12 protein-coding genes are annotated in these 13,408 nt (G+C 67.2%); 8 read left to right on the forward strand and 4 right to left on the reverse strand.

The window, feature by feature from the left end; translation table 11 throughout:
- Positions 1-130: 130 nt before the first annotated feature.
- Positions 131-961, reverse strand: coding sequence for an SDR family oxidoreductase (locus NA5_RS31920; RefSeq protein ID WP_062992738.1), 831 nt, complete (start codon positions 959-961; stop codon positions 131-133).
- Between the two features lie 111 nt (positions 962-1,072).
- On the opposite strand from NA5_RS31920, the gene NA5_RS31925 reads away from it, so the two are divergent.
- Together NA5_RS31925 and NA5_RS31930 are read left to right on the forward strand one after the other, a co-directional pair.
- Complete coding sequence (locus NA5_RS31925) at positions 1,073-1,744, forward strand: TetR/AcrR family transcriptional regulator (protein WP_062992739.1); 672 nt, start codon at positions 1,073-1,075, stop codon at positions 1,742-1,744.
- 20 nt (positions 1,745-1,764) lie between these two features.
- Positions 1,765-2,292, forward strand: a complete 528-nt coding sequence (locus tag NA5_RS31930) for a GNAT family N-acetyltransferase (RefSeq protein WP_245672490.1) — start codon at positions 1,765-1,767, stop codon at positions 2,290-2,292.
- Position 2,293: 1 nt separating this feature from the next.
- On the opposite strand, the gene NA5_RS31935 is transcribed toward NA5_RS31930, so the two are convergent.
- Both NA5_RS31935 and NA5_RS31940 read right to left on the reverse strand, forming a co-directional pair.
- Positions 2,294-3,847 carry a glycerol-3-phosphate dehydrogenase/oxidase gene (locus NA5_RS31935; RefSeq protein WP_062992740.1) on the reverse strand — a complete coding sequence of 518 codons (1,554 nt, stop codon included), beginning with the start codon at positions 3,845-3,847 and terminating at the stop codon, positions 2,294-2,296.
- Positions 3,848-3,906: 59 nt separating this feature from the next.
- Positions 3,907-4,515 carry a TetR/AcrR family transcriptional regulator gene (locus NA5_RS31940; protein ID WP_062992741.1) on the reverse strand — a complete coding sequence of 203 codons (609 nt, stop codon included), beginning with the start codon at positions 4,513-4,515 and terminating at the stop codon, positions 3,907-3,909.
- Between the two features lie 185 nt (positions 4,516-4,700).
- Here NA5_RS31940 and NA5_RS31945 point away from each other — a divergent pair, with 185 nt between their 5' ends.
- Together NA5_RS31945 and NA5_RS31950 are read left to right on the forward strand one after the other, a co-directional pair.
- A complete protein-coding gene (locus NA5_RS31945) occupies positions 4,701-6,278 on the forward strand; it encodes an FAD-binding oxidoreductase (protein ID WP_062992788.1) in 1,578 nt (525 codons plus the stop codon).
- On the forward strand, positions 6,275-7,222 hold the full coding sequence (locus tag NA5_RS31950) for a YegS/Rv2252/BmrU family lipid kinase (RefSeq protein ID WP_062992742.1): 948 nt from the start codon (positions 6,275-6,277) through the stop codon (positions 7,220-7,222). The genes NA5_RS31945 and NA5_RS31950 overlap by 4 nt, the downstream gene beginning before the upstream one ends.
- A gap of 10 nt (positions 7,223-7,232) precedes the next feature.
- Here the strand turns inward: NA5_RS31950 and NA5_RS31955 are convergent, their stop codons facing one another.
- Positions 7,233-7,913 carry an AAA family ATPase gene (locus NA5_RS31955; RefSeq protein ID WP_245672491.1) on the reverse strand — a complete coding sequence of 227 codons (681 nt, stop codon included), beginning with the start codon at positions 7,911-7,913 and terminating at the stop codon, positions 7,233-7,235.
- Positions 7,914-8,202: 289 nt separating this feature from the next.
- On the opposite strand from NA5_RS31955, the gene NA5_RS31960 reads away from it, so the two are divergent.
- The 4 genes from NA5_RS31960 to ndk all read left to right on the forward strand — a co-directional run bounded on the left by NA5_RS31960 (position 8,203) and on the right by ndk (position 13,287).
- Positions 8,203-10,881, forward strand: coding sequence for a valine--tRNA ligase (locus NA5_RS31960; protein WP_062992743.1), 2,679 nt, complete (start codon positions 8,203-8,205; stop codon positions 10,879-10,881).
- On the forward strand, positions 10,878-12,335 hold the full coding sequence (gene folC / locus NA5_RS31965; protein WP_443093753.1) for a bifunctional tetrahydrofolate synthase/dihydrofolate synthase: 1,458 nt from the start codon (positions 10,878-10,880) through the stop codon (positions 12,333-12,335). The genes NA5_RS31960 and folC overlap by 4 nt, the downstream gene beginning before the upstream one ends.
- A 148-nt stretch (positions 12,336-12,483) precedes the next feature.
- Complete coding sequence (locus NA5_RS31970; RefSeq protein WP_084484590.1) at positions 12,484-12,825, forward strand: DUF4233 domain-containing protein; 342 nt, start codon at positions 12,484-12,486, stop codon at positions 12,823-12,825.
- A 45-nt stretch (positions 12,826-12,870) separates the two neighbouring features.
- Positions 12,871-13,287, forward strand: coding sequence for a nucleoside-diphosphate kinase (gene ndk / locus NA5_RS31975; protein WP_062992745.1), 417 nt, complete (start codon positions 12,871-12,873; stop codon positions 13,285-13,287).
- The last annotated feature ends 121 nt before the right edge of the window (positions 13,288-13,408 follow it).

Consider the following 13,408-nt stretch of genomic DNA (forward strand, 5'->3'; position numbering starts at 1 on the left):
CAGCATAGAGCGTGCCCAGCGCCCGAAACCGGCCGTCGGCGAACCGCGAGCGCGTACACGCAGTGATTCTCATCGGCGTTGCCCGACGAGGTGGCGTGCACCACTGCGCGATGACCCTGCCCTATCGAGGTCAGCCGGTGAACTCGGATGCGTGGTCTTCGAGCCAGGTGGTGAAGGACCGGGCTGGGTGGCCGGTGAGCGTGGTGACCGTGTCGGTGATCGGCGTCGGGACGCCGTCGCAGCGGCGCCAATAGTCGAGCAGCCCGTCGGCGTAGTGGGCGGGGATGAATTCGGCCATCTGCTGTTTCCACGCCTCGGGGGTGACGTGGGCGATGGTCGCGGTGCGGCCGGTGACCTTGGTGATCAGGTCGATCTGCGCGGTGAACGGCAAGGTCTGCGGACCGGTGAGGGTGTAGACACCACCACGGTGGTCCGGTTTCGTGAGTAGCGCATGGGCGCATTCGGCGACGTCGAGTTCGTGGATCGGATCGGTGTAGGCATTCGGGTAGGGCAGGCTGACCGGACGGTCGGCCTTGATAGCGGACGACCAGCCGCGGGCATTGCTCGCGAAGGCGCCGGGACGCAGCACGGAGACGGTCATCGGTGCGTCGGCGAGTCCGAGCTCGGCGTCCAGGTGGGATTTCGCGACCGGATTGGCAATCGCATCCGGATCGAGCACCGCGGACGAGGACAGCAGCACGATGTGGCCGACCCCGGCTTCGGTTGCGGCGGAGGCGAATTCCGCGATGTACTCGGGCTCCGCGTACAGGAACACCGAAGTGATGCCGTCGAGTGCGGCGGCGAAGGTGTCCGGATTCCGCAGGTCGCAGGCGACGGCGGGCACTCCCGCGGGAAGTTGCGCGGGGCGGCCGGAGCCCACGCGGACGGCGTGGCCGTCCGCGCGCAGCAGGGACAAGAGATTGCTGGCGACCGCGCCGCGGCCTCCGGTGATGAGAATCATGAGAACCCTTGGTTGACGGAACTGCGATCGTTACGAACGTTGTTCGGGCGAACCGTATGCGGCGAACGCTGTTCGTGTCAAACAACGTTCGTCAGGGCGTATGCTCCGAGTATGAGCGCCGCACCCGTCAGCCGCCGGGCCCGTCCCGCGAAAGCACCTCTCAGCCGTGACGTCATCGTCGAGACGGGCCTGCGCATCCTCGATCGGGACGGTTTGGCCGCCCTCACCATGCGCCGCGTCGCGCAGGACCTCGATACCGGTGCGGCCTCGCTCTACGTCTACGTCGCCAACCGCGACGATCTGATGGCCGCCATGCTCGACCAGGTGCTCGGCACGGTGCCCGAGCCGACCGGCGGAAACTGGCGCGACCGCCTCGCGAGCTTGGTCGAGGCGACCGTGCACGCGATGTCCAAACACGAGGGACTCGCGCTGGTGGCGCTCGGCTCGATCCCGACGAGCCCGAACGCGCTGCTGATCGTCGAGCGGCTGCTGGCCCTGCTCGCCGAGGGCGGCGTGGACCCGCAGACCAATTCCTGGGCCGTCGATCTGATCTACCTGCACATATCCGCGCAGGCCGTGGAGCAGAGCGCGTACAACACCAAGGACACCATCGAGCAGGACTACCTCGCCGAGGTCGCCCGACACTTCGCCGAACTACCCGCGGATCGGTACCCGACGCTGGTGGCGATGCGCGAACAAATGCTGGCGGGCGACGGCGACGATCGGTCACGCTGGGCGCTGCGGGCGCTGGTGAACGGCATCCTGGCGACTCCGGTCGAATGAATGCCGTGGGAGAATCGTCCATGCGGATGATTCGACCGGCGGTCGAGGACGACCTGCCGATACTGCAAGATATCGAGCGCGTGGCGGGCAAACCATTCGCCGACATCGGCATGATTGCCGTCGCCGATGACGATCCCCCGTCACTGGATACGCTCCGGGAATTCCAGCGCGGGGGCCGCGCCTGGATCTATCCCGATGACGCGGGCCGCCCGATCGGCTATCTGATCCTCGGAATCGTCGACGGTAATGCCCATATCGAGCAGGTCTCGGTGGATCCGGACCACGCGGGCAAGCGGATCGGCAAACGACTCATCGACCATGCCGTGCGCTGGGCGAGAGCCCGAGGCATGCAGGCGATCACGCTGACCACCTTCATCGATGTGGCCTGGAACGGCCCGTATTACGAACGCCTCGGTTTCCGCTTTCTGACGCCGGCCGAGGAGACCGCGGAATTACGCGAAATCCGGGCCGCCGAGGCGGCGCACGGCCTCGATCTCTGGCCGCGCGCCGCCATGCGCGCCGAACTCGACGCCTGGCAGCTGGACTGAGCTAAGGCTGCCGTGCGAAGGCGGCCTCTGCCGCGGGCACAGCCGCCGCACGGTCCTCGGGGACGAGGCCGATCCGGGTGCGGCGGTCCAGCAGGTCGTCGATGTCGAGGGCGCCTTCGTGAGTGATCGCGAAGGCGAATTCGGCTGCGATGACGTCGATTCCGGGCGCGACCGGCTCGGCGAGGCCGGGATTCCGGTCGGCCGGTTCGAGTACGGACGCGGACTCGCTGCCGTAGCGCTCTACCAGCACGGTCGCAGCGTTGATGCGGTCGCGTGCGGCACCGGAGACCGCGCCCACCAACGGAAGTCGCTTGGTTCGGCACGGCCCAGCGGTCAGGTTGCCGCGCGCGATCGCCGCATCGACGGCGTCCTCGGCCATCTGGCGGTAGGTGGTGAGTTTGCCGCCGACAATGGTGATGACGCCGGTTGGGGAGTGCAGGACCGCGTGCTGGCGGGAGATATCGGCGGTGCTGTTGTCGGCGGTCCGCAGCAGTGGGCGCAGTCCGGCGTAGGTGCCGCGAATATCCTTGCGGGTCAATGGCTCTCGGAGTGCGGTATTGATGGTGTCGAGGAGGAAATCGATTTCGGCGTCGGTGGGCTTCGGCTCATCGGGAACCGGGCCGGGGGCATCCTCATCGGTGAGCCCGAGATAGACCCGGCCGTGCGCGGCGGGGAAGGCGAAGACGAAGCGGCTGGTGCTGTCGGGTACCGGGACGGTCAGCGAAGCGGTCAGTCCGTCGAATGATTCGGCATCGAAAACGAGATGGGTGCCGCGACTCGGGCGCAGTTCGATGCTCGGGTCGACCTGATCGGCCCAGACGCCGGTGGCATTGATGACCGTGCGGGTCCGGACGGTCATGGCGGCACCGGTCAAGGTATCGCGCAGGGTTGCCGAATCTCCGGCCACATCAAGGGCTTCCACGCGAGTGAGGATCGTCGCGCCGTGTGCTGCCGCAGTGCGAGCCAGCGCTACCACCAGTCGCGCATCGTCCACGAGCTGCCCATCCCACGACTGCAAGCCGCCACGCAATCCGTCGCGACGCACGGTCGGCGCCAACCGCAGCGCCTCGGCGGTGGCGACCCGACGCGAACGCGGCAGTGTCGCAGGGGAAGTGCCCGCGCTGCGGCGCAGTACATCCCCGGCGACGAAGCCCGCGCGGATCAAAGTCCGTTGTGCGATACCGACTTCCGGGAGCAGCGGCACCAGCTGTGGCAGCGGGCGGACGAGATGCGGTGCGGTGGTGGTGAGCAGAATCCCCCGTTCGACCGCGCTTTCGTGGGCGATGCCGACCTGCCCGCTGGCGAGATATCGGAGTCCGCCGTGCACCAGCTTCGAACTCCACCGGCTCGTGCCGAATGCCAGATCGTGGCGCTCCACCAGCACGGTCCGCAGTCCGCGTGCCGCGGCATCGAGCGCCGCACCGGCTCCGGTCACGCCGCCGCCGATGACCAGCACATCGATGTCGACGCCGTCTCCGAGCAGCTGCAGTTCACGGTTGCGGCGTGCGGCATCGAGCGCGGAATTCCCGTGGACGTCAGCCGAATTCGCAGTCATCACAATCCCTTTCGGTGGCGAAGCTCGCCGAGGTAATCGGTCGTTCCGGTCGGGCTTTGTCATTGCGGCTTCTCCAGGGGAGCCAGATAGCCGTCGATCGCGCGACCCAATTCGGCATCCAGCGCGGCCCCGGCCAGCAGCGGCGCGACCGTACCGGCCGACTGCACCGCCGACTGGGCGATGAGCAGCAGCATGGTCGCCATCTGTTCCGGCTCGCCCGCGCGAATCGTGCCGTCCCGGTGGCCCGCTCGGATGCCCGCACTGAACAGCTCGATCAGTGCGCGCTGGTTGCGGCCGAGGCGGCCGAAAACGTAGGTGAGCATCAGATCGGTATCGGTGCGGAAGATCTTGCCGAACAACGGATTCGACCGAATCGTCGCCGCACCCGCGACCACCCCCGCGACCAGCCGGGTGCGCGCATTGCCCGCGGCGGGCATGGTGTCGGCGATGATCGCGCGCAGTTCGCGCACCAGCAGCTCAGCGACCAGCGATCCGGTATCGGGCCAGCGGCGGTACACGGTCGGCCTGCTGACACCGGCGCGGCGGGCGACTTCGGTCAGTGTGGTGCGGCGCACCCCGAACTCCTCGACGCAGGCCCTTGCCGCGTCGAGGATCGCGAGATCGGTGGCCGAGAGCTCGTCATCGGGGACGGACGCTGCGGAGGTCATCGGGTATCACCACCGGGTGTCGGCGGCACCGAAGTGCCGGGAAATGGAAGCCTGGTCGTTACTGCTTGACAGTCTATGTCAAACTGTAACGCATGGTCGAGACGCAAGAGCACGCCGACGAAATCGGGTCCGCCGCGACCGGTGCGCACGCCGCAAACCCGGGCGAGCCGACGTATGCGGCGAGTATGGTTTGGGACGCCTGGGGCATCCCCGCCGGACACAAGCCGCTTTCGGCTTCGGTGCGGAACCTGTTGACGCAGGTCTTCGGGGTGTCCGGTGACCCGGTGGCGCGCCGCGATGAGGGCGATGTGCCGCTACGCGAGTCGGCGCTGACGCCGACTCAACGGGACGGGTTGGTCGCGGTGGTCGGCGTGGGCAGCATTTCGGTCGACCACCACGATCGTCTGCTGCACGCGGGTGGCAAAAGCACCCCCGACCTGCTGCGCCGTCGCGCCGATGGTCCGCAGGACGCCCCCGATGCCGTCGTTTTCCCCGCCGATCACGAGCAGGTGCTCGCGGTGCTCGGTTACTGCGCCGAGAACGCCATCGCGGTCGTCCCCTTCGGTGGCGGTACCAGCGTGGTGGGCGGTGTCGATCCGGTCCGCGGGCGCTTCGATACCGTCATCGCGCTCGATCTGCGCCGCTTGGACGGTATTTCGGAGATCGATCCCATCAGTGGCACCGTCACCCTCGGCGCGGGACTCACCGGCCCCGAGGCCGAGGAAATTCTTGCCGCTCATGGATTTTCGCTCGGTCACTTCCCGCAGAGCTTCGAATTCGCCAGCATCGGTGGTTTCGCGGCAACCCGATCCTCTGGTCAGGCATCGGCTGGCTACGGACGCTTCGACGACATGGTCCAGCACCTCAAGATCGCAACGCCCAGCGGCACCCTGGAACTCGGCCGCGCACCCGCCTCGGCCGCGGGCCCGGACCTGCGTGAATTGTTCGTCGGATCGGAAGGCGCCCTCGGCGTGATCACCGAGGTCACGCTGCGGGTGCACGCTGTCCCGGAGACCGTCGGTTACCAGGCCTGGTCTTTTCCGGACTTCGAAACCGGCGCCGCCGCATTGCGTTCGGTGGTGCAGGCGGGTGCCGTGCCAACGGTGCTGCGGTTATCCGACGAAGTCGAGACCGGCGTGAATCTGGCGCGCTCCGCTGATATCGGCGGTGAGCCGGTGGCCGGTTGTCTGGCCATCACCACCTTCGAAGGTGCCGCGGCGCATGTCGCGGGCCGCAGCGCCGAAGCGGGCGAATTACTCGCGGACGCGGGCGGGACTGCGCTGGGGCGGGCCCCTGCCCAGGAATGGGAGCACGGGCGTTTCGCCGCACCCTATATGCGCGATGCGCTGCTCGATCTCGGTGTGCTGTGCGAAACCCTGGAAACCGCGACGACCTGGTCGAACCTGACCGCGCTCAAGGCGAAGGCGACTGCGGCACTGACCGATTCGCTCACCGCGCAGGGCACCCCGCCGCTGGTCATGTGCCACATCTCGCACACCTATCCGACGGGGGCGTCGCTGTACTTCACCGTTATCGCCAAACAGTTGGACGATCCGATCGCACAGTGGCACATCGCGAAACGCGCAGTCGGTGACGCGATCGTGGCCGCGGGCGGCACCATCACCCACCATCATGCGGTCGGCACCGACCACCGACCCTGGATTCCGGACGAAATCGGCGATCTGGGCGTGCGCGTACTGCGCGCGGTGAAGCGGGAATTGGACCCCGCGGGCATCCTCAACCCCGGAAAGCTCGTCCCGTGACAGAGGCGGTGCGGCGGATCACCGTGGTGACCAACCCGCAGTCCGGTGTCGGCCGAGGGCACGAGGTGGCCGCGGCCGCGCTGGCGCGGTTCACCGAAAAGGGCGTCGAGGTCACCGAGGTCCGCGCACCGTCGGCCGCCGAATCCATACGCCAGGTGCGGGATTCGATCACCGGTAGTGCCGCGCCGGACGCGGTGGTCTGCATCGGCGGCGACGGATTGATGAATGTCGTGCTGGAAGCCATCGCGCAGACCGGTGTTCCGCTCGGCCTGATACCCGCGGGCACCGGCAATGATCTCGCGCGCGAAATCGGTGTGCCCACCGACGATCCCGTCGCGGCCGCGGACCTGATCCTCGGCGGCCGCACCCGCACCATCGATCTCGGCCGCATCGAATCGCCGTTGCCCGGATTCGCACCCAAGTGGTTCGCCACTGTCACCGGTACCGGATTCGATGCGCGAGTCACCTTGCGCGCCAACGATATGCGCTGGCCCAAGGGCCCGCTGCGCTACACCTTCGCGGCACTGGCCGAGATCTCCGGCCGCTTCACCGTGCCGTACCGAATCGAGCTGTCCGGCGTCGTTCCCGGTGCACTCGACAATCCCGACGCCGACACCGTCATCGAGACCGACGCCGTCATGGTGGCCATCGGCAACACGCGCACCTATGGCGGCGGCATGCTGGTCTGCCCGGACGCGGTAATGGACGACGGGCTACTGGATCTGACTGTCGTAGGCGCGGTTTCGCGCCTGGATATGCTGCGCCTGCTGCCCGCCCTGTCGGCGGGCAGGCGAATCGATCACCCGGAATCCAAGCAGTATCGGGTCGCCCAGGTGACCCTGACGGCTCCCGGCGCTCCGGCCACCGCCGACGGCGAACCCGCGGGCGCTCTCCCCGTCACGCTGCGCGCGGTCCCCGGCGCGCTTACCGTGCTGGTCCCCTGATCGCTGCTCGTCAAGCCACGAAACTGACCCGGCCTAGGCGGTCGATGGTGGTTCGGTCGACTACGACCGTGGACATGGGCTCGGGCGGCGGTGGATGGCCGGAGTCGACGGCGCGCATGAGGCGATCCCAGCGTCGGCAATGCAGGGTGAAGGAGATCGGATTGATCCGACGTCCGCGTGCGTGCTGACCGGCGCGTGCGACACCGGCGGGCACATCGAGCAGGATCACGTGCAGCTCCCGGCCGTAGCGCCTGGCCCAGCGGGCGATCATTCGTCTGGCCCATCCGAAGGTAGCGCAGTCATGGATCACCACCGGGCCGGTGCCGTCGCGCAGTGCGGCCCGGATTCCGGCGTAATGCGCGATGTGCACCACCGGCCGCCACAACGGATACGGGAGTCGACCGAGCCTGCGCCGCCACCGATTTCGCGAATGATGCGAATCCACCACCACCGAGCCCGCGGGACCCAGCGGCGGCTGCTCGGCATCGGCTTGCGCGCCGAAGAACATTCGCAGCGCGGTACTCTTGCCCGCCCCCGGGATTCCGGCCACGAGCAGCGCCGTCCTCGCTGGATATCGCAATTCCTCGATCGTGCGTCCGCGGAGATCGTGCACGGAATCCGGTGTTACGACCGGGATATCGGGTAGTCGCGGTTGCGAACCGGGATAAGGCGAATCAAGCGGAGGGTTCACCTCTTCCAGGCTCCCTAGCCCGATTCGATTCGGCAACAGGGAAAACCCTGATTCTGGCAGGGCGGCGGACCCGCCATCGGGGCGGGAGTCAGGTGCCGTTGCGGCAGCCGCGTAATGAACTCGTCAAGAAGCTGAGAATTAGTTGTGGATTCGGAGCCCGGCCCGGTTTCGGCGGTAAGCTCTCCGGGTGTAGGCGGAGTCTTCGGTGTCCCTCATCCACCGAAGACTCCGCCGGTTTTATCTCCCGGCCCTTTTATGAGCTCAGCGGGCGCCCCACTAGAATGCCGGGGTGACCAGCACAGCCCCTGACAACCCGCGTAATCGTGCCGATGCCCTCCCCAAGAGCTGGGTTCCCAGCGAGGTGGAGGCCGAGATGTACGAGCGCTGGGTAGCGGCTGGTTACTTCGCCGCCGATCCCAGCAGCGACAAGCCCGGTTACTCGATCGTGCTGCCCCCGCCGAACGTCACCGGCAGCCTGCACATGGGCCACGCGCTCGACCACACCCTGATGGACACCCTCTCCCGCCGCAAGCGCATGCAGGGTTATGAGGTGTTGTGGCTGCCGGGCATGGACCACGCGGGCATCGCCACCCAGACCATCGTGGAGAAGCAGCTCGCGGTCGACGGCAAGACCAAGGAAGACTTCGGCCGCGAACTGTTCATCGACAAGGTCTGGGACTGGAAGCGCGAATCCGGTGGACAGATCCAGTGGCAGATGCGCGCGCTCGGCGACGGCGTCGACTGGAGCCGCGACCGCTTCACCATGGACGACGGGCTCTCCCGAGCCGTGCAGACCATCTTCAAGCGCCTCTACGACGCGGGCCTGATCTACCGGGCCGAGCGCCTGGTCAACTGGTCGCCGGAACTGCGCACCGCCATCTCCGATATCGAGGTCAAATTCGAGGATGTCGAGGGTGAGCTGGTTTCGCTGCGCTACGGCTCGCTGAACGACGATGAGCCGCATGTGATCGTGGCCACCACCCGGGTGGAGACCATGCTCGGCGATACCGCGGTGGCGGTGCATCCGGAGGATCCGCGCTACAAGGATCTGATCGGCAGCACCCTCGAGCATCCGATCACCGGACGCCAGATCCCGATCATCGCCGACGACTACGTCGATCCCGAATTCGGTACCGGCGCGGTGAAGATCACCCCCGCGCACGACCCCAACGACTTCGAGATGGGCCTGCGGCACAACCTGCCCATGCCGAGCATCATGGACGAGCGCGCCCGGATTACCGGCACCGGAACCGAATTCGACGGTATGGACCGGTTCGAGGCGCGGGTCAAGGTGCGCGAGCGGCTCGCCGCCGAGGGCCGGATCGCCGCCGAGAAGCGGCCGTATCTGCACAGCGTCGGACATTCCGAGCGCAGCGGCGAGGCGATCGAACCGCGCCTTTCGATGCAGTGGTGGGTCAAGGTGGAGTCGCTGGCCAAGGCCGCCGGTGACGCGGTTCGCAACGGCGACACCGTGATTCACCCGACCAGCCAGGAGCCGCGCTGGTTCGAATGGGTCGACAATATGCACGACTGGTGCATCTCGCGCCAGCTGTGGTGGGGCCACCGCATCCCGATCTGGTACGGCCCCGACGGCGAAGTGGTCTGCGTCGGTCCGGACGAGACCGCCCCCGAGGGCTGGGTGCAGGACCCGGATGTGCTCGATACCTGGTTCTCCTCCGGCCTGTGGCCCTTCTCCACCATGGGCTGGCCCGATTCCACCGAGGAACTCCAGAAGTTCTATCCGACAAGCGTTCTCGTCACCGGCTACGACATCCTGTTCTTCTGGGTGGCCAGGATGATGATGTTCGGCACCTTCGTCTCCGACGATCATGTGCTCACCGCGGGCAAGGGCGGCGCGAAGCAGGTGCCGTTCAAGGATGTGTTCCTGCACGGCCTGATTCGCGATCAGTACGGCAAGAAGATGTCCAAATCGCGCGGCAACGGCATCGACCCACTGGACTGGATCAACTCCTACGGCGCGGACGCGCTGCGGTTCACCCTGGCGCGCGGCGCGCAGCCCGGTGGTGACCTCTCGGTCGGTGAACCGCATGCCCTCGCCTCACGCAGCTTCGTGACCAAGCTGTTCAACGCCACCAAGTTCGCACTCATGAACGGTGCGCAGTCGGGCGCGCTGCCCGATCGCCGCGAACTCACCGATGCCGATCGCTGGATCATCGATCGGCTCGAAGAGGTTCGCGCCGAGGTGGATTCGGCCTTCGACGCCTACGAATTCGGCAAGGCCTGCGAGGCGCTGTATCACTTCGCCTGGGACGAACTGTGCGACTGGTACCTGGAGTTGTCCAAGGTGCAGTTCGCCGCCGGTGGTTCGCGCGCCGAGTCGACCAGCATCGTGCTCGGCAATGTGCTCGATGCGGTGCTGCGATTGCTGCATCCGGTCATTCCGTTCGTGACCGAATCGCTGTGGCGGGCGCTGACCGGCGGTGAGTCCGTCGTCGTCGCCACCTGGCCGAAGGCCACCGGTGTGGTTACGGATGTGACCGCCGCGCAACGTATTTCGGATGCGCAGCGCTTGATCACCGAGATCCGTCGCTTCCGCAGCGATCAGGGGCTGGCCGATAAGCAGAAGGTGGCGGCCAAGCTGATCGGCCTGGACACCGCGGGTCTCACCGAACTGCACGATTCGGTGACCAACCTGGCCCGGCTAACCGAGCCCGGCGCTGAATTCGCCGCGACCGCCTCGGTCGAGGTGCGCCTGAGCGGGTCCACCGTGACGGTCGAGCTCGACACCTCCGGCGCGGTGGACCTGGATGCCGAACGCCGCCGCCTGGAGAAGGACCTCGCCGCGGCCGAGAAGGAATTGGCAACCACCACAGCAAAACTCGGTAACGAGGCATTCCTGGCCAAGGCGCCGGATCAGGTAGTCGACAAGATCAAGGGACGTCGCGATGTCGCCGAGGCCGAGGTCGCGCGCATCGGCGCCCGGCTCGCGGAATTGAGCGGCAAGTGAACTCCGAACCGGAGCCACAGTACGGCGACGACGAGCAGCCGAAGCGGCGGCTCGGCTCCGGGCCGTCCCCGGTAGACCTCGCCGAAATGGCGCTGGTCGAGGCGGAATTGGATCGGCGCTGGCCGGAGACCAAGATCGAGCCGTCGCTGTCGCGCATCGCGACGCTGATGGATCTGCTCGGCTCACCCCAGCAGAGCTATCCGGCCATCCACATCGCGGGCACCAATGGCAAGACCTCGGTGTCCCGGATGATCGATGCGCTGCTGACCGCCCTGCACCGGCGCACCGGTCGGATCACCAGCCCGCATCTGCAGCTGGCAACCGAGCGGATCAGCATCGATAACATGCCGATCACCCCGGCCAAGTACGTGGAGACCTACCGCGAACTGCTGCCCTATATCGAAATGATCGATAAGCAGTCCGCGTCCGCCGACGGTCCGGCCATGAGCAAGTTCGAGGTGCTCACCGGCATGGCCTACGCCGCCTTCGCGGAGGCGCCGGTGGATGTCGCGGTGGTCGAGACCGGTATGGGCGGTCGCTGGGACGCGACCAATGTCATCGACGGACAGGTCGCTGTGATCACCCCGATCGGTCTGGACCACACCGATTTCCTCGGCGACGATCTCGCATCCATCGCGGGCGAGAAGGCCGGGATCATCAAGCGTGCCCCGGACAGCCTGGTACCGCGCGATACCGTCGCCATCATCGCCCAGCAGGAACCCGAGGCCATGGATGTGCTGCTGCGCCGGGCCGTGGAGGTCGACGCCGCGGTGGCGCGCGAGGGCTCGGAGTTCCGGGTGCTGGCCCGCCAGATCGCGGTCGGCGGCCAGCAGCTCGAATTGCAGGGCCTCGGCGGGGTTTACGACGAGATCTTCCTGCCGCTGCACGGTGAGCACCAGGCCCACAATGCGGTGCTCGCGCTGGCCGCGGTCGAGGCGTTCTTCGGCGCGGGTGCGGATCGGCAGCTCGATATCGAGGCGGTGCGTGCCGGTTTCGCGAGCGTCACCAGCCCGGGGCGGATGGAGCGCATGCGCAATGCCCCGACCATCTTCATCGACGCCGCGCACAATCCGGCGGGCGCGCGGGCGCTGGCCGCCACACTGACCGAGGAATTCGACTTCCGCAAGCTGGTCGGTGTCGTCGCGGTGCTCGGCGATAAGGACGTGGCGGGCATGCTGGACGCACTGGAGCCGGTGTTCGACGAGATCGTCGTCACCAACAATGGTTCGCCGCGGGCCATGGATATCGAACGCCTCGCCGACCTCGCCGTGCAGCGCTTCGGTGACGAGCGGGTGGTCACCGCCGAGACCCTGCCGGACGCGCTGGAATCGGCCATCGCCATTGCCGAGGAGGTCGGCGATGCGGAGATGGTTTCCGGTGCGGGCGTCGTGGTGACCGGATCCGTGGTCACCGCCGGTGCGGCGCGCGCCCTGTTCGGGAAGGAACCGGCATGAGCGAACGCAGTGCGCGAATCATGTGCCATGCCGAGAAGGAGACAGCGTGACCGATCCAACCGGCGACGCCGCCGAGCCCGACCGGGCCGACGGCGAGCCGCAGGTCCCCCCGCCCGCCACCGACCCGTGGAAGGGTCTGCGCGGCGTCATGGCGGGCACGCTGATTCTCGAGGCGATCACCGTGCTGCTCGCACTGCCCGTCGTCGGGTCCGTCGGTGGCGGTATCGGCTGGTTCTCCGGCAGCTACCTCGTCGTCCTCGCGCTGGTGATGATCCTCGGCGCCGGGATGCAACGCCGCCCATGGGCCATCCCGTTCAATCTGGGCCTGCAGGTCCTGCTGATCCTCGGCGTCTTCGTGCACCTGTCCATCGGCGTCATGGGCGTTTTCTTCGCCGTGGTCTGGGGCTTCATCCTGGTGCTGCGCGCCGACGTCAAACGCCGGATGGAACTCGGCCTGCTGCCGAGTCAGCGCATCGAGGGCTCTTCCTAGCCGCCGGTTCGGTAACCGGGGGTACCGCCTATTAGGCTGAGCGCCGTGACTGAGCAGACGTTGGTACTCATCAAGCCGGACGGTGTGGCCCGTGGCCTCGTCGGTGAGGTGCTGGCCCGGATCGAGCGCAAGGGCCTGAAGATCGCCGCCCTGGAGCTGAAGCAGGTATCCGACGAGTTGGCGCGCGGCCACTACGCCGAACATGCCGAGAAGCCGTTCTTCGGGTCCTTGATCGAGTTCATCACCTCCGGCCCGGTCGTCGCGGCCGTCCTGGAGGGTCCGCGCGCCATCGCGGCATTCCGTCAGATCGCCGGCGGCACCGATCCGGTCGAGAAGGCCGTCCCCGGCAGCATTCGCGGCGACTTCGCACTGGAGACCCAGGAGAACCTGGTGCACGGCTCCGATTCGCCGGAATCCGCCAAGCGGGAAATCGGGCTCTGGTTTCCCGAGTTCCCGGCCTGAGGTAAGGCCCTGAGAGTGCGGCGATGGCGAGCCGTCGCCGCACGGTGTGGGATACTGGCAGTGGTTGCTGACGACATCGACTGTTCGCGCAGGTACGCGGACGATCGGTGCCGGACGGTAA

Source organism: Nocardia anaemiae NBRC 100462, assembly GCF_001612725.1.
Lineage (GTDB): Bacteria > Actinomycetota > Actinomycetes > Mycobacteriales > Mycobacteriaceae > Nocardia > Nocardia anaemiae.